The organism is Desulfohalovibrio reitneri (assembly GCF_000711295.1).
Taxonomy (GTDB): domain Bacteria; phylum Desulfobacterota; class Desulfovibrionia; order Desulfovibrionales; family Desulfovibrionaceae; genus Desulfohalovibrio; species Desulfohalovibrio reitneri.
Genome location: NZ_JOMJ01000003.1, coordinates 2,096,459 through 2,112,650, shown reverse-complemented (window position 1 = coordinate 2,112,650; position 16,192 = coordinate 2,096,459). Strand labels below are relative to the sequence as shown.

Below are 16,192 nucleotides of genomic sequence, written 5' to 3'. Positions count from 1 at the left end.
GTGACTTCTGGGATAACGTCGTTTTTTTCGTTCAAGTCAGCCCTCGATCCGCTTCATGTTGCGCCGCATCCAATCGTCGCGGTGCAGCATGACCATGACGTTGTCCGTGTAGGCGCCATTACACCAGATGAGATTCTCGTATCTGCCGACTTCCCTGAAACGAAACACGTCCAGAATCGCCTTTGAGGACTCGTTGCAGGCCAGATAACCTCCCTTGACGATGCGCAGATTGAGCCTGAGGAAGGCGATCTGCAGCAGCATGGAGACGCATTCCAGAACATAGGGGCCTGTGCGGTATTCTTTCTCACCGATGACCACGGCCATGTCCGTGTACCTGTGCAGCCAGTTGATGCCGCTAAGATTGCACACGCCTATGTGCCGATCGGTCTCGATGTCCACCACGGACAGGACCATCCGCTCCTTCCCCTTGGTGATGGACTCGTAGAACGCGCGCTGGTTTTCCAGGCAGTTCGGCCAATAGCGCGAGCCGAGCCAGAGCGTGGTCTCCTCGTCGCTCAGCCATTCGTGCCAGCGGCCTTCAACGTCTTCCGGCGTGGGATGCCGCAAATAGACGCGCTTGCCCACCATGTAGGGGTTGTACATCTACTCCGCCCCCTTTTCCGAAAGCTTGTCGAGAATAGACCGGGCGTCCTCCATTTCCACGATGTCCTCATCCGTAAAGGTGACGCCGAAGGCTTCCTCCACAGCCAGCAGCAGGTTCATGTGCTTGAGCGATTCCCACGCTGCCACGGTCTTGGGGGAAGAATCCTTGTCAATGGAATCCGCAGGCACGTTCATGACGTTGGCGATAATCTGGTACAGCTTCTCTTCCACGGTTCGCTGGCTCCTTATCCTTCCGGAATGTAGCTGGTTATGCTCTTGAAATGGTCGAAGTCGGGTGGGGAGTAGCCATCCAGGGGCAGGTGGAAGTACCGCTCCTCGGCGCTGCTGTGCTCGGTGTCCTCGGTGAAACCATTGTCCGAGAAAAATGTCTTCACTTGGCTGTTCTTGGCTGTCTTGAGCCAGACCCCTTCCGCGAAAGAAGCCCCCTGATCCCTGGCCCTCATGAGCGCGTGGGCCAGGAAGACCCGCTCCACGTCCCTGCCGAGTACCCTGCAGGACAGCAGAAACGAGTCGAACTCGGCGCGGTATTCGGCGTACCGCAGGATGCAGCTGCCCACGATGCCGGAATCGCCGAAACGGTCCATGACCCGCATCCACATCACGTCGCTGTCGTCCGCCTTGGCCAGCCGCTCGATGTCCCGCTCACTGTAGCGACGGGTGGTCAGGTTGAACTGGTTGGTTTTCTGCGTTTGCTGGGCTATGCGCGGAATGGTGAATTCGTCAGCCAAGCCGATTTCCACCTCCATCTCCAGGGAACGATAGAAATCGATCATGTTCGTGGCCTGAGAGCTTGCCCGGCGGCGGCACGCCTCTGCGCGGTACATGGCGCCGCGTTTCTTGTCCTCTGCGGTGAGGGTCAAGGTATCGAACAGGCCGCACGCGGCGAGCATGTCGCGGTATTCGATGGGCTTTTCCTTGGGCAGATGGACGACTTCTACCTCGGGCAGTTCCGTCCGTACCAGCTCGGCCTCGAATGGACTGTCATCCACGAAAACCATGCTGTCCAGGCCGATGCTGAGGTCGCGGGCCAGCTCGCGGATGTTGGCCGCCTTGTCCTGCCAGTTGATCCGCCAGGCCGCGATATGCTCTCGTTTGAGCACCATGTCCGGGTGGTTGTCGAAAACCTCCCACACGTCATCCTCGTTGTTCTTGCTGCACAAGGCCAGGATTATCCCCCGGTTGGCCAGGCCCAAAATCTCCTGCTGGAACTCGTGGAAGGCCGAGCCGGGGTGCGTCCTGGCGAGCTTGATGCCCGCGAGGCCGTCCTCGCCCACGATGCCGCCCCACAGGGTGTTGTCGCAGTCCAGAATCAGGCACTTCTTGTTCTTCCCCTTCAGGGCACGGAAAAACTTGAGACTCTCGTGGGCAATTTCGCCGAGCGCCTCCCGCGTGTAGGGCGCGCGGCCGATGTGCCAGAACCGCTGGTCATAGAAGCGATTGGCGCCCACGCGCGCCAAGCAGTTGCCCATGTCGAGGCAATAGGCGTTGGAGGTTGCGGACAGCGCCTTTCGAAGGGCTTGGTTGACCTTTTCCACGGCTGCGGACTGTCCCGTTCCGTTCTGTGCGTCGGCGATGCCCAGAGCCGGGTGGACGGGCGGCTCCATGCCGCACCACAGGATCATGGCGTCGGTCTGGGCGCGGAGCCCCTGGATCACGGCGGAAAAGAAATCACCGAGACGCCGCACTTCCTCATCCACAGCCTGTTCGGACAGCGCGGGAAAATTCCTGGCCAAGTCCCAGGACAGCCCTTCCAGACGTGTGAAGAGCATGACAGCGTCCAGCCCTTCCTCACGCAGCGCCGGCGCGCCGCCGACCGCTTCCTGAAAGACGTTGTCGAACTCCCCGAAGCCCAGATTGAGATCGTAGCCGGATTGGCAGGTCAGATAGCGCATGTAGGGCGCAATGGGCTCAACCATGACGTTGCGCAATACCTGGACGCGCAACGGCTGCAGGGCCGATGTGTCCAGGTTCGCCAACTGTGCTTCCATCTCGTGCATCGACGGGTACATGGTTCCTCCGTTACCAGATTTCGTTGCCCCGCTTTTGCAAAACCAGGGCCATGGACCTGGGCAAAAACGACCTCTCCCGCGGGTAGTTCCGCGGCGAGGCGGAGAAGGCGTTGACCAGCCGCAAACCGGCATCTTCCGCCATCAGGACGGGCTCGGATTCCCTTCGCATTTCGAAAATGTGGTCCACTTCGGCAGCAGTCAGGGCCACAGTCATGAAGGCGTGCCCGCCCTCTTTCAATGCCGCGGCGACTCTCTCGAAAAGCACCCGCGGCTGCTCCAGGTGCTCCGCCAGAAAGCAGGAAACGCAGGCGTCCCCGGGTTCGCGGGGCACGTAGGTCAGAGCGTCGCCCACCACGTATTGCGCCCGCCCTTCCAATCCGCTCTTGGCGGAGAAGGTTTGCGCCTGCTCAGCCGAGGTCCGGCTGATGTCCACGCCTGTCAGGCTCCAGCCAGGGAGCCGCTCCAGGGCGAGCAGACCCCAGATGCCCGAGCCGCATCCGAGTTCGAGGATGTGCCCGCTTTCTTCCTCAAGGCGGGGCAGGAAGGCGTCCCGGTACAGCTCGTAGATGTGCAGGTGGTGTTCCCAGAAAACCGTGGTCAGATAGACCCCCCAGTGATAGTTGCGCATGAAGCAGGGGTCGTCATAGGTGCACTCATGGACGGAGGCGAAATCGGTGTTGGCGTACCTTCCGTCCCGTTCATACAGCGTCTGGTGGCGATTGGCGTTGGTGGTGAAGAACTTGTAGCCGTCGCACAGCGTCGCGATCCAGTCGTCGCCGAGGTGGTGCTCTGCCCAGGCCGCCATGCGCCCCCCCAGTTCGTCGAACGTTTGCTTGTTCCGCTCGCGGTTGGCGGAGACGGACTTGAAGGCCATGAAGTTGCGTTGCTCGAACTCCTCCATGAGTCGTTCGAGGCATTCCATGCGATGTCGTTCCAATGCGTTCATGAGGCGGTCCTGGGGTATCCGTTCAAGGCTGTTCCAAAGCGCCGATTATCCATTGGGCGGCGAGGCGGCCATGGTCATATCCAGCGGCTCGCCTTTTTTCAGGCCGCGCGAGGCGCGCCTGCCAAGCATCTCTTCCAGGTGCCTGGGGTGCATGCCGCCGGCCGGGCGCAGGCAGCGGATATTCTTTTCCGTAAGAACCTCCCCTTCGGCGATGTCCTCGGCCACCCACAGCGAGCGGCGGAAGGCCGCAGAGGCCCGCTGCTTGTCCGTGAGGTCGTAGCAGACCGCGCCCAGCGCCTGCTCCACGTTGCGCACCGCCCGCGCCATGGACGCGAACTCCTCCGGCTCCAGGCTGAAGGCGGCGTCCGGCCCGCCGTCGGACCTGGAAAGGGTGAAATGCTTCTCCACGATGCGCGCCCCCAGGGCCACGGCCGCCACGGCCGCCTCGGTGCCCAGGGTGTGGTCGGAAAGCCCGGGCACCGCGCCGAAGGCCTGGCCCAAGTGGGGAATGGTTCGCAGGTTCATGTCCGAGGCCGGGGCCGGGTAGGCGCTGGAGCACTTGAGCAGGGCCAGTTCCCCGCAACCGGCTCCGCGCAGGGTACGCACCGCCTCGTCGATTTCCCCCAGCGTGGCCATGCCCGTGGACATGATAACCGGCTTGCCAGTGGCGCCTATCTTACGCAGCAAAGGGATGTCCACCACTTCAAAGGAAGCCACCTTGTGCGCGGGCGCTCCCATATCCTCCAGAAAATCCACCGCTGTGGCATCAAAGGGCGTGGAGAACAGGTCCAGGCCCAGATCGTCCGCGGCTTTCTTTAATTTAGGCTGCCATTCCCAGGGGGTATACGCCTCGCCGTAGAGGTCGTGCAGGTTCCTGCCTTCCCAGATGGTGCCCTTGATACGGAACGGCTCGGCGTCGCAGTCCAGGGTCATGGTGTCCGGGGTGTAGGTCTGCAGCTTCACGGCATCCGCCCCGGCCTCCTTGGCCGCGCGCAGGATGGCCAGGGCGCGGTCGAAATCCCGCCCGTGGTTGGCGCTCATCTCGGCGATGAGATACACGGGACTGTCTTGCCCGATACTGCGGCCGGAAATGTTCATGGTGGCGGTCATTGGCAATACCTCGCGATCAGCGCACGGAGCGGATCAGTTCAAAGGCCTCGGCCGCGTCCAGCCCTGTCTCGCTCCCCCGGCGCAGGGCCAAAGCGCGCAGCGCCTCGGGCGAGCGGGGATGAGGATGGGGACGCGCCTCGGCCTCGTAGCGGGCCATGGCGCGCACCTTGGCCTCCAGCGTCTCCCCGGCGTCGAAGTACACCGAGGGCACGAAAGGCCGTTCCACCTTGCCGAAGCTCCATTCCGTGGAGGACGGCACCTCGAAGCTGTAGATGTCCTTCACCGGGCAGCCCCGCATGGGGCGGGCGGCCGTGAGCACGGCCCGGAACAGGGCCGAGTGGTCCACGTTCAGGTCCCCGCCGTGGTGGGTGAAGACCGAATCCGGCGCGTAGTCGTCGATGACCTCGGACACGGCCTTGACCAGTTCGAGCAGGGGCCTGCTGTCGAACTGGTTGTCGGGAAAGTCCAGAAAAAGCGGGGCTTCCACGCCAAGTTCACCAGCGGCGTCCCTGGCGCAATTGCGTTGCGCCGCCAGGCGTTCGGCCAAGTCCTGAGGCGGGGCGTCAAAGCGCGAGGCCACGCCGCCGCTGCAGATAAGCGTCCGCACCTCGTGCCCCTGCGCGGCCAGTCTGGCCATGGTCGCGCCGCAGCCCAGCACTTCGTCATCAGGGTGGGCGGCCGCAACAAGCACTCTCATTATGCCTCTCCCTCCTGGTTGCGGGAGGTGATGCTCACCCGTGCCACCACCTCGCCCTTCCGGATGCGGGCCTTCTCGAACTCGAAACGCAGCCGCCCGTGGCGCGCGAAGGCGCGCGGGTAGCCGTCCGCGTCCAGCATGCGGATGTGGTCGTACACAGCCCGCGGCGTCGCGTCCGGCGGCAGCTCGCTTTGCTCCGGGGTCCTCCGGGAAAAGACCTCGGGCTCCCCCTGCTGCGGCTCGGGCCTGGGCTGGACAGCCACCATGCGGGCCACGATGTCCGCGGCCAGCCAGGAGGCCCGCTCGTAAATCGCGCGCGCCGGCCCGGCCAAGTCCAGCGGCAGTTTGGCATAGACAGGGCCGGTGTCCAGCCCGCGCTCCATGCGCAGGGCGGTGAGCATGGTCCCGGCGTGGTCCCGGACGATAAGGTTTTGCAGCGGACTGCCGCCACGGCCGTAAGGCACGTCCGTCATGTGGAAGCACACGCACTCGTGGTTGGACGTGACCGCCTCGTCCACGATCCAGGACCAGTGCAGGAAGAAAATATACCTGGGCTTGATGCGCTCCAGGGTTCCGGGAGTCAGGTCCTCGCGCCGCTCCACGTAATGCCAGCGCCCCGGAAGATGGCGCGCCAGGTGGTCGAAGACCGGGCGGTTCCATGGCCTCGAGGAGACCACCACGTAGTCCAGTTCCTCGGGACGGGAGAGGCGGAAGCGCACATACTCCACACCGTCCACGGTCTCGGTGGCTCCACGGTCGAAACCGGCCCGCTGGAAGCATCGGAGGGAAGGAGCGTTGTTAGTGCGCACCGCGCCGGTAATCCCCTTCGCGCCCAGATCCCGACAGACCTCGGCGGCCCGGGCCGTGAGCAGCCGTTCGCCCAGGCGCAGCCCCCGGAACGCCGGGGCCACGCAGTAGTCGATGACCGCTTGGCCGCCCTCCAGGTCGTGCCGGATAAATCCGGCGGGCACGCCATGGATTTCCAGCAGGTGGATGCGTGTGTCCGGAGAGGCCATTTTCCGGGCGAACCAGCCCTGGTGGTCCTCCCAGGGAATGGGCTCGGGAGAGAAGGAATTGGCCCGCAGGTCCGGATCGTTGGCCAGCCGCCACAGAGCCCGGGCGTCGTCCGGACGGACGGGGCGCAAATGGCGGGTCACGCTGAACCGCGCGCCGGACATGGCCGCCATGAGACCGGCCACCCGCTCCGCGCCCTTGCCGTCCACCAAATGCCGCGCGGAGCTGGACATGGCCGTGCGGGCGGCGGCATCACCGAGCAGGGGGGAGAGCGCTTCGGCAACCCGTTCCGGAGTCAGGTCGGCGTGTCCGCCCAGGTCCAGGGCGGCCCCGGCCTCGGCCAGTCCCGCAGCGATGCCGCGCTGGTTGTCGGCCACGGTGATCAGCAGGCTGGGCGCGCCCACGCAGGCGAGCTCCCAGCAGGTGGACCCGGCGGCGGAAACACACAGGTGCGCCCTTCGCATGCGATCGGCCATGTCCGCGTCAGCTGTGATCACCTCGCCCCGCAGCGGTCCCTGGGCGAGCATTCGCTCCAGTTCCGCCCGGTGCGGGTTGGCCGGTCCGGCCACTACGGTCACGCGGAGGCTTGACCCGGCCCGGGCCAACCCCTCGAGCACCGTGGCGGTGACATTGTCCGGGTCGCCGGCGCCCATGGTGACAAGAATCTCCGTGGCGGCCTCCGGCTCCGCTGGGCGGCACGGGAGCGCGGTGAACTCTTCGCGCAGCAGCGCGAAGCGCAACCCGGCAAGCACCAGAGTGGCGGGCGGGGCCGGGTAGTCGCCTTGCCGTGCGAAAATGTTCTGGTTGAGCACCACGTCCGCCGCGTAGGCCTCAAGGGAGGCTGTGTCATCCAACACAAGCAGGCGGTGCGGGGTTTCGCGCAGGGCGTCCTGCCAGGAGGGACCGAAACCGTAGCCGTCCAGCGCCAGCCAGGCGGCTCCGGAAGCAGCCCCGTCCAGCATCTCCAGGGTTGCCCGGATGTCCTCGGCTTCACTTCCCGGCGCATGGGGCATGTGGGCGAAGCCCTCGTACTCGATCCGGGCGGCCAGCCGGTCCGAGGCGATGCGCCCCACGAAGACCGCCTCGCCGCCCCGGGCCTGCCAGGCCTGGGCGAGGGCCAGGCAGCGCATGACATGCCCCGCCCCGATGTCGGGACCGGCGTCGGCTCGGATGCACAGAAGCGGTGTCGCGGTCATGTCCGTGTTCCCGTCCCGTCAGGCCATGCGCTTGAAACCGGCCACGCTGGACGCGCCGCGCAGGCGGCCCTCGGCGTCGCCCGCGGCCCGGGCCTCGGCCACCACGGCCAGGGCCTCGTCCGCGGCCTGCAGATAGGCGCCCACGTCGTCCATGGTATGGGCATGCATCATGTAGCACAGCGTGGAGGCGAGGATGTCCCGGTCCAGCATCTCCTGCACGAAGAGCGCCTTGAGTGCGTGGGGGTCGCCGTCCTTGAAGGAAAAGTGGGTCATGGGCTTCATACCCCCCACGTCCATGGGCAGGCCGTGTTTGGCCGCCAATTCGCGCAGCCCCTCCTGCACTGCCTGCCCCAGCCGCATCAGGTGGCTCGCCGCGTCCATCCGGCGGAACTTGCCTATCGTGGCCAGGGCGGCGGCCGGACCGGTGCGCTCGGTCCAGTTGGTAGAGCTGATGAAGCAGTACCGGGCAGCGTCCATGACCTCGCCCCGCCCGATGACAGCGGAAATTGGGTAGCCGTTGCCCAACGCCTTGGAGAACACGGCCATGTCCGGAGTGAGCCCGTACAGCAGGTGCGCTCCGCCCGTGGTCAGGCGGAAGCCAGCGGAAATCTCGTCGAGGATGAGCACCGCCCCGCAGGAGTCGGCAAGCTCCCGCACGCCGGGCAGAAAGCCGGGCGCTGGCTCCGCGCCGCGCGTGGGCTCCATGACCACGGCGGCCAGGTTCGCGCCGTGTTGTTCAACGATGGCCGCCAGGGCCTCGAGGTCGTTGTAGGCGAAGGGGTGCGCGGTTCCGGCCAGGGCGGCGGGCACGCCCAATGGGTCCAGCCCGGCCTGCAGGTGACCGGAGAGCGCGTCCCCGGAACCGATGTTGGCCGCCAGGTACCAGTCGTGCCAGCCGTGGTAGCCGCAGAAGGCGACCACGTCGCGCCCCGTTTTGGCGCGGGCGATGCGCACGGCCATGGCCATGGCCTCCCCCCCGCATCGGCCGAAACGGGCCATGTCCGCCCACGGGTGCAACTCGCAGAGCAGGTCCGCCAGTTCCAACTCCTCAGGGCAGTTGAGCGAGCTGGCCACGCCGTTGCCGATGGCATCCCGCACAGCCCCGTCCACATCCGGGTCGGCGTAACCCAGCACTGTGGCGCCAATGCCGCCGATGGACATGTCCAGGTACTCGTTGCCGTCCAGGTCCCAGACGCGGGTCCCGGCAGCGCGGGAAAAGTAGCCGGGCCAGACCCCTTCTGAAAAACGGTCAGGCCGCTTGGACAGAAGCTGGCTCACGCCCGGGATGCGCTCTTTGACGCGGCGCAGGTGGTTCAGGCTCTTGGAGATGTCCTTCATGGCTGTCCCGCCGGTTGTTTGGCGCGCATGGAGGCCTCGCCCTGGCGCAGCGCCTCCAGGGCAGCGGCAAGCTCCACTTCCGCCTCGCGGCCCGTGAGCAGGGGTGACCCGCCCGGAGAGCGGCCCTCGATGGCATCGAGAAAATGGTCGGCCAAGGCTGCGAACGGCGCGTTCATGTCCAGGGAGTCGGTCTCCAGCACTGTCTCCCAGGCCTTCCTGGCCGTTGTGTACAGCCGCACGGAGCAGACCTCAGGAGCCTTGCCCTCGCTCTCCCACAGCAGCATGCCCTCCGTTCCCACGATCTCGCAGCCGCGGCGCTTGCAGGGGCGCAGATAGTCCAGTTGCAGGCTGGAAACCGCTCCTGATTCGTGGCGCAGAACCATGTGCGCGTAGTCCTCCACGTCCATGTCCAGGCCGGAGAGCCGTTCCGCCTCGCAGGAAATCGAGCCCACCCGGCCGAACAGCCAGGAGAGGTAGTCGATCTCGTGGATGGCGTCGAGGATGACCCCGCCTCCCTGGTCGCGGTGGGCGCAGTACAGGTCGCGGTAGTCCGCGCCGGGACGCATGTTTGGCAGGTAGTTGCCGTAGTGCGCCCGGGCGTGCAGAGGGCGGCCCACAGCGGGCAGGTGCTCGGCCAGGGCGGCCACCGCCGGGTGGAAGCGCATGTTGCAGCCCACGAAGACCTGTTTCCCCGCCTCTTCCGCATATCGCAGGAATCCGTCCACCCCTTCCAGGGAATTGGACAGGGGCTTTTCGATGAAAACGTGCGCCCCCGCGTCCACGGCCAGGCGGGCCACAGACAGGTGCAGGTGGTTGGGCACCGCCACCACCACTCCGTGCGGCCGCCAGGAGGCCAGCTCTTCCATCCCCGGCAGCAGACCGGCGCCGGAACGGTCCGCCACGTGTCGCGCCCGGTCCGCGTCCGCGTCGCAAACCGCCACCCGGCAACGCCCGGTAGTCGAGAAGTTGGCGGCGTGGCGGCCGCCGATGGAACCGCAGCCGATGACGGCCACGCGAAGGTCGGGTCCGGTGTCCTGGATCATCCGGCCGAATGCTCCCGCATGAACCGGTCGATGCGTTCAAGCCGTTCATCATCCACGCGGTCCTGGAATTGTTCCTTCAGATGCTTCCCCTTCCCGATGCTCTGCGGGTCGGGGCGCGAGGACAGCTTGGTCGTGGCGAAGGACGAGTTCTGGTAAACCGGAATGCCGTTGAGGGTGGTCTCCATGAGGGCGGAGTCGAACCGCAGCCCCAGGCTCTGGGCGAAGTCGTGGACCGCCGAGTCGTAGGACTGGACAAGGCGCTCGTATTGCAGAAGCACCAATGAGTCCCCCATGGCTTCCCGCCGGCGCATGATCTCCTCGTGCGCCCCGAGGTAGAGGTCGTGGAGTTCGTCGAACTTCTCGATGGTGAAGCCGCTGTTGATGTTCACCATGGAGTTGACCCAATCGTAGAAGTCCCTGGACACGAAAACGAGCTTGGCGTCCTTGTAGCAGGATTCGAAATTGGCCAGCTTGGTCCCGAATTGCTCCATGCCCGTTATGGTGGTGTGGACGGCGGTCAAGGACGCCTTCCGCCTGTAGACGTTGTTACGCCAGGCGAAAAAGAAGGCGCTTAATACATTGTTGTAGTATTGCCTCACATTCCCGGTGTATTGGCATTGGGCCAACGCCTTGGCGAACCACCTGGGGTCGAATTGGACCGGGACCTCGGCCTGGGCGCAATTCGACGCCTCCTTGGTCAAGCCGAAATAGTTGAACCTGGAGAGGTCCAGCCGGGAAACAATGTCGTTGTCCTTGCGGTAGTCCGGGTAGGCGGTGTGGCTGAGGAAACCCGCCATTGTCACCGGAACCGTGTTGATGTCCGGGTGCGAGTCCACCAGGCGCAGGAGCATGGTGCCGCCAGAGCGGGGCAGCAAACAGAACACCAAGGGCCTGGAATCATTATCCGGACGCATGCGGAAGTTGGGGACATTGGCGTACACCGATCGGAGCCAACGGGAAGCACGGTTGTGCCTGCCCAAGGCGTTCGCCAGCTTAGCGTCCAGGTAGGCGATGGACTTTCGAATGATTTGTTTTTCGAGCATCACGATTCCCGCGAGGCGGTTCAGAAGAACTTCTTCCAGACGCCCTTCATGCTTTTGTAGATCAGGCCTTCCCGGTACTCCTCGGCCCCGGCGGCTTGCTCGAAGCCCGCGGCGGTATTTGTGGACCCGGTCCGCACGAAGAGGATTGAGTGGTAATGGTTGGTCAGATCTACCAACCTGAAATTACTCTTGAATCGCTGTACCTGCGCAACGATTTCATCAAGTTCTCCTGCATGGCGCTTGAGGATTCCCAATGGCGTCAGCCCTCCGAAGGAGTACTCGTCGCTGGGCAGGTTGCAGTAGTCGAACTTGATGGGCACCAGCCCGTGGGCCAAACCCTTTTCCAGGTAATCGTGCAGGGTCGGCCGGTCGGGCTCGAATTCCTCGTGCAGCCTGATCATGACATCGGCGTCATCCGGGAAGTGCTCCCGCGCGTAGCGGGCGAAGTCCGGCGTGGACAGCCGCTGTGCGGCAAACGGGAAATGGCCCGCCATCCAGGTCGGATTGAAGGCCCGCCACCAGTTGGCCGCCACCATGTAGAAAGCCCCGTTGTCACCCAGCAGATTGCCGACCTTGGAAAGTATGGAATCCAGATCGAAATAGCCCATGGCGTTGAACGAGGTGATGAGGTCGAACTTACGGCTCTCGTCCAGGTCGAAGACGCTCTGCACAAGGTGCTCGTCCAGCTCCGGGGTGGCGGTCATGGGGTGCTTGTAAATGTCGCTGCCCGGGTCGCTGCCGTATTCGTTGATGTAGAAGGAACGCAGCGTGGTGACGTTGTTGACGATGGTGTTCTGGAAGGCGTTGCGTTTTTCCTGCGGCACGGCCCTGTACCTGGCCTTCAGGCCGTCCAGCAGGCGTCCCACGGTACGCAGCTTGCGGTGCAACTTCTTGATGGCGCGCGGGGGGTACTGTTCCGAATGGCGAATGTCCACACCCGTGGCGTAGCGCGCCACCCCGATGCCCCGGAGTATGGCCGGCTGGATGCCCTGGCCGCAGCCGATGTCCAGCAGGTTGTCGTAGGCGCCGTAGAGATTGGTGTCCTTGAGCATCTTCACCAGCGAATACGCCCTTGCGTACCGGGTCTGGTAATGCGCGTAGGAGATTCCCCCCAGCGTGCTTGCGGACGACTCGTCGAAGAGCGGAGGCCGCTTGGGGCCGCCGTTGTAGAACAGGTTGTCCCGCCGGGCGTACACTTCGATGTCATCGGTATCGAAATGGATCGTGTCGCCGTAGGAGGTGGTGAACGTCTTCTTCATCATTCGTCCTGGGCGGCTATGCCGGTCTTTGCCGCATAGAATTCGGCCAGTTCCAGATCCTCGGGCAGGTCGATGTCCACGCTGCGTTCGCGCGGCATGACGTGGCCGCGGATGGCCGGCCCGTTGAATGTCTTGTCCCGGCGCATGACCCGGGCCGTGACGGCGTAGGTGGAGCCGTTGTCCACGTACAGCGGCCCGACGGCCTGGGAACTCTTGTCGATGATCTCCGGAAACATGGGGTGCAGCGCGCCGTCCTCCCCGGGCTTGAGCGCCTGCCACGCCGGATAGTGGAAGCCGGTCACGGCCATGGCATAGTCGTGGACACCGGGGACCACCAGATTCACCACGGCGCGAATGTCCCCGGCCCCGCGCAGGGGAGCCGTGGGAAACAGACAGCAGACCACATCAAAGTCCCGTCCAAGGCGCTCCTCCTCTTTCAACAGGTGCGCGCACACGTCCGCGGCTCGGGCCGTGTCCGTGGCCAATTCCGCCGGCCGATCGTGGATCATCGCCCCCGCCTCGCGTCCGGCCGCGGCGATATCCTGGTCGTCCGTGGACAGGATCACGCGCTCGAAGCAGCCGCTGGCGCGGGCCGCCTCCACGGTATAGGCAAGGATGGGCCTGCCCAGGAACGGGGCCACGTTCTTGCGCGGGAACCGCTTGGACCCCCCGCGCGCGGGTATCACGGCCAACACGCGCATGTCAGGCGACGTCCTCCAGCGCGAGCATGTGCCCGGCGGGCAGGTCGCGCGCCAGCTTGCCGCCTGCCAGCCGCTCAAAGACGTCCGGCTGGATGCCGTACCCCGGACGGCGGAAGATGATCGGCGCCTCGGCCAGCAAAGTGCCCGCCGCGGCGTCCTCCGCCAAAAAGGCGCTGCGCCGCACCGCGTCCCTGCGAGCGCGCTCCTCCGGGGTCATGTACCTGCGCGGCTCGCCCAGGGCGCGCTCCACGGTGCGGATGGTGCGTACGAACGTTTCCAGGTCCGTAGGCTCCAGGCTGAAATAGTGCTCCACGCTGCGGGTTGTGCGGTCGTGGGTCAGGGTTTTTTCCAGCAGGTTCGCCCCAAGGGCGAGTGCGGCTACATCCATGTCGTGTCCCGGCGTGTGATCCGAAAACGCAACTGGCAGGCCGAACATCTTTTTGAGTGTGGGGATCATACGTAGGTTGATGGAGTCCAAGTGCGCGGGGTAGCCGGACGGACAGTTGTGAACGATAATACGGTCGTTGCCTTCGGCCAGGCACACGTCCACGGCCGCCTCCACCTCGCCGATGGAGGCGTTGCCCGTGTCAAGCTGGATGACCGCCCCGGTGCGCGCGGCCAGGCGGATGAGCGGGAAATGGTTGACGTCGGCCGAGGCGATCTTGATGGAATCGCAGCCGAGTTCGCCCACGAGCTCCACCTCGTCCTCGAAGCCCACGGTGGCGAAAAAAGCCAGGTCCAGGGTATCGCAGTGCGCCTTGACCTCGCGCCATTCGTCAGCACTGAGGCAGCGGCGGCTGAGAATGTCGTACAGCGGCTCGGACACGGTCTCGGTGGCCCCGGTCTCACGGTCCACCAGCACCTCGTAGGTGAAAAGCTGGTTCCTGTCGGCCACCAGCCGGTCCGGGTCCAGAATCTGGAACTTGACCGCGTCCACGCCCGCCTTCGCCGCCATGGAGGCGTACTCCTTGGCCCGCTTCAAGCCATCATGGGTGGCTCCCGCCTCGGCGGTGATGAAACAGGGGTTGCCGTCGCCTATGGACCGGTTGCCAATATGGATGGTTGATGCGCTCAACGTGCCCTCCTGTCGCATCGCTGTTCAGCCCGCCAGCCGTTTCACGGCCTTGATGACGTCTTCCACGTCCCGGTCGGTCATGGCCGGGAACATGGGCAGGGAAAGAATGCGCTCATAGGCCTCTTCCGCCGCTGGGCAGTCCCCCGGACCGGTGCCCAGACGATGGCGGCAGTAGGGGTGGAGGTGGACGGGTATGTAGTGGACGTTGGTGCCCACCCCTGCCTCACGCAAATCCTTGAACAGTCTCTTGCGATCCGTACCGAGTGACTGGAAGTCCACCCGCACCACGTAGAGATGGTAGGCGTGCGATACCTCGCCGCCGCAGCCCAGGGGCGACACCGCGGGGAGCCGGGAGAACGCCGCGTCGTAGCGCGCGGCCACCTCCCTGCGGCGGGCGAGGAACCCGTCCAGCCGCTTGAGCTGGGCAAGGCCCAGGGCGCACTGGATGTCCGTGATGCGGTAGTTGAACCCCAATTCCGTCATCTCGTAATACCAGGTGCCCGCGCTCTCACGCTGCTCGGGGGTGGCCGTGATGCCGTGGCTGCGGAAGCGGCGCATGCGCTCGGCCAGGGCGGAATCGCCGGTGACGATCATCCCCCCCTCGCCGGTGGTGATGTGCTTCACCGGGTGGAAGCTAAAAACGCTCATATCCGCCAGGGTGCCCACCCGGCGGCCCTTGTACTCCGCGCCCAGGGCGTGGCAGGCGTCGGCCACCAGGGCCAGGCCATGACGGTCGGCCACGGCCCGCAGGGCGTCCCAGTCGCAAGGCTGGCCGGCGTAGTCCACGCCGATGATAGCCTTGGTGCGCGGGGTGACTGCCGCCTCGGCCTTGTCCGGGTCCAGCAGCAGGGTGTCCGGGTCCACGTCGGCGAAGACCGGGGTGCCTCCCTGGTAGAGCACGCAGTTGGCCGTGGCCGCGAAGGTCAGGGGCGGCACCACCACTTCGTCGCCGGGCCCGATGCCCAGGGCGTGCATGGCGGCGTGCAGTGCAGCCGTGCCGTTGCACACGGCCACTCCGTATGGCGCGCCGCAATACGCGGCCACAGCCTCCTCGAACTCCGCCACCTTGGGGCCGGTGGTCAGGAAATCGGAGGTCAGCGCCTCGGTGACGGCCTGGATCTCGTCCTGGCCGATGTCTTGCCGACCATAGGGAATCATAGCTGCTCGAGAATCTCCTTGAGCCCTTCCACCGAGAGCTTCTGGGGATTGGAACCGGAGTCGTACTCGAAGTCGGAGGGCACGGGCTTCCCTCCCATGTCCTGGAAGCGGTCCGTCAGATAGTGGTTGTCCGGCTGGATGACGAAGTGGTCGTCGAACTCCCTGGTCATGCGGGCGTCGTCCTGGGTGATCATGAGCTCGTGAATCTTCTCGCCCGGACGGATGCCGATGCTCTCCACCTCGCACTGCGGGCAAATGGCCTGGGCCAGGTCCATGATGTTCATGGAGGGCAGCTTGGGGACGAAGACCTCACCGCCGACCATGCGTTCGAAGCAGGAAAGCACGAAGTCCACGCCCTGCTCCAGTGTAATCCAGAAACGGGTCATGCGCGGGTCGGTGACGGTAATGCGGCCCGCCTCCCGCTGTTTGATGAACAAGGGAATGACGCTGCCCCGGCTGCCCATAACGTTGCCGTAGCGGACCACGGCGAAACGGGTCACGTCACGGGCCACGAAGGCGTTGGCCGCCACGAAAAGCTTGTCCGAGCAGAGCTTGGTGGCGCCGTAGAGGTTGATGGGGTTGGCCGCCTTGTCCGTGGACAGGGCGATGACCTTCTCCACGCCCCGGTCCGCGGCCACGTTGATGACGTTCTGGGCGCCGTAGATGTTGGTCTTGATGCACTCGGTGGGGTTGTACTCGGCCGCGGGCACCTGCTTCAGGGCCGCGGCGTGGATCACGTAGTCCACTCCGTGCAGGGCCCGCTGCAGCCGTTCCTTGTCCCGCACATCGCCGATGAAGTAGCGCATGCACTCGTACTTGGACTCCGGGAAGCGCTGCGCCATCTCGTACTGTTTGAACTCGTCCCGGCTGAAGATGATGATCTTTTTGGGCTGGTGGCGGGTGAGCAGGGCCTCGGTGCACTTCTTGCCGAAAGAGCCGGTGCCGCCGGTGATGAGGATGGTCTTGCCGTCGAACACGT

General features: G+C 65.0%; 15 protein-coding genes. All 15 read right to left on the bottom strand.

From position 1 onward, the window contains the following. Positions 1-36: 36 nt before the first annotated feature. Genes N911_RS0110620 through pseB form a run of 15 tightly spaced genes read right to left on the bottom strand, consistent with a single transcriptional unit; the run spans position 37 to position 16,190 of the window. On the bottom strand, positions 37-603 hold the full coding sequence (locus N911_RS0110620) for a GNAT family N-acetyltransferase (RefSeq protein ID WP_029896954.1): 567 nt from the start codon (positions 601-603) through the stop codon (positions 37-39). After that, the gene (locus N911_RS0110615) at positions 604-834 is read right to left on the bottom strand and encodes an acyl carrier protein (RefSeq protein WP_029896952.1); all 231 of its coding nucleotides are present in this window, start codon (positions 832-834) and stop codon (positions 604-606) included. Between the two features lie 14 nt (positions 835-848). After that, on the bottom strand, positions 849-2,633 hold the full coding sequence (locus tag N911_RS17620) for an HAD-IIIC family phosphatase (RefSeq protein ID WP_161781618.1): 1,785 nt from the start codon (positions 2,631-2,633) through the stop codon (positions 849-851). Between the two features lie 10 nt (positions 2,634-2,643). Beyond that, positions 2,644-3,570, bottom strand: a complete 927-nt coding sequence (locus tag N911_RS17615; RefSeq protein ID WP_237559941.1) for a class I SAM-dependent methyltransferase — start codon at positions 3,568-3,570, stop codon at positions 2,644-2,646. A gap of 54 nt (positions 3,571-3,624) precedes the next feature. Then, positions 3,625-4,689, bottom strand: a complete 1,065-nt coding sequence (pseI, locus tag N911_RS0110600) for a pseudaminic acid synthase (protein WP_029896947.1) — start codon at positions 4,687-4,689, stop codon at positions 3,625-3,627. Positions 4,690-4,705: 16 nt separating this feature from the next. Next, entirely contained in the window at positions 4,706-5,386 is a 681-nt protein-coding gene (locus N911_RS0110595; protein WP_029896945.1) for a PIG-L deacetylase family protein, read from the bottom strand. Beyond that, positions 5,386-7,596 carry a UDP-2,4-diacetamido-2,4,6-trideoxy-beta-L-altropyranose hydrolase gene (gene pseG, locus N911_RS18045; protein ID WP_081859161.1) on the bottom strand — a complete coding sequence of 737 codons (2,211 nt, stop codon included), beginning with the start codon at positions 7,594-7,596 and terminating at the stop codon, positions 5,386-5,388. Before pseG ends, N911_RS0110595 begins: the two co-directional genes overlap by 1 nt. 18 nt (positions 7,597-7,614) lie before the next feature. Further along, entirely contained in the window at positions 7,615-8,934 is a 1,320-nt protein-coding gene (locus N911_RS0110585) for an aminotransferase class III-fold pyridoxal phosphate-dependent enzyme (protein ID WP_029896942.1), read from the bottom strand. Beyond that, on the bottom strand, positions 8,931-9,977 hold the full coding sequence (locus N911_RS17610) for a Gfo/Idh/MocA family protein (RefSeq protein ID WP_029896941.1): 1,047 nt from the start codon (positions 9,975-9,977) through the stop codon (positions 8,931-8,933). Before N911_RS17610 ends, N911_RS0110585 begins: the two co-directional genes overlap by 4 nt. Continuing rightward, positions 9,974-11,020: a sulfotransferase gene (locus N911_RS0110575; protein WP_029896939.1), complete on the bottom strand. Its 1,047-nt coding sequence runs from the start codon at positions 11,018-11,020 to the stop codon at positions 9,974-9,976. The genes N911_RS17610 and N911_RS0110575 overlap by 4 nt, the downstream gene beginning before the upstream one ends. A 20-nt stretch (positions 11,021-11,040) precedes the next feature. Further along, positions 11,041-12,279, bottom strand: coding sequence for a methyltransferase domain-containing protein (locus N911_RS0110570; RefSeq protein ID WP_029896937.1), 1,239 nt, complete (start codon positions 12,277-12,279; stop codon positions 11,041-11,043). After that, complete coding sequence (locus tag N911_RS0110565) at positions 12,279-12,980, bottom strand: acylneuraminate cytidylyltransferase family protein (protein WP_029896934.1); 702 nt, start codon at positions 12,978-12,980, stop codon at positions 12,279-12,281. The genes N911_RS0110570 and N911_RS0110565 overlap by 1 nt, the downstream gene beginning before the upstream one ends. Position 12,981: 1 nt before the next feature. Further along, positions 12,982-14,055, bottom strand: a complete 1,074-nt coding sequence (locus tag N911_RS0110560) for an N-acetylneuraminate synthase family protein (protein ID WP_202593865.1) — start codon at positions 14,053-14,055, stop codon at positions 12,982-12,984. A 24-nt stretch (positions 14,056-14,079) separates the two neighbouring features. Then, a complete protein-coding gene (gene pseC / locus N911_RS0110555) occupies positions 14,080-15,213 on the bottom strand; it encodes a UDP-4-amino-4,6-dideoxy-N-acetyl-beta-L-altrosamine transaminase (RefSeq protein WP_029896931.1) in 1,134 nt (377 codons plus the stop codon). Beyond that, the gene (gene pseB, locus N911_RS0110550; protein ID WP_029896929.1) at positions 15,210-16,190 is read right to left on the bottom strand and encodes a UDP-N-acetylglucosamine 4,6-dehydratase (inverting); all 981 of its coding nucleotides are present in this window, start codon (positions 16,188-16,190) and stop codon (positions 15,210-15,212) included. The genes pseC and pseB overlap by 4 nt, the downstream gene beginning before the upstream one ends. Positions 16,191-16,192 lie beyond the last annotated feature (2 nt).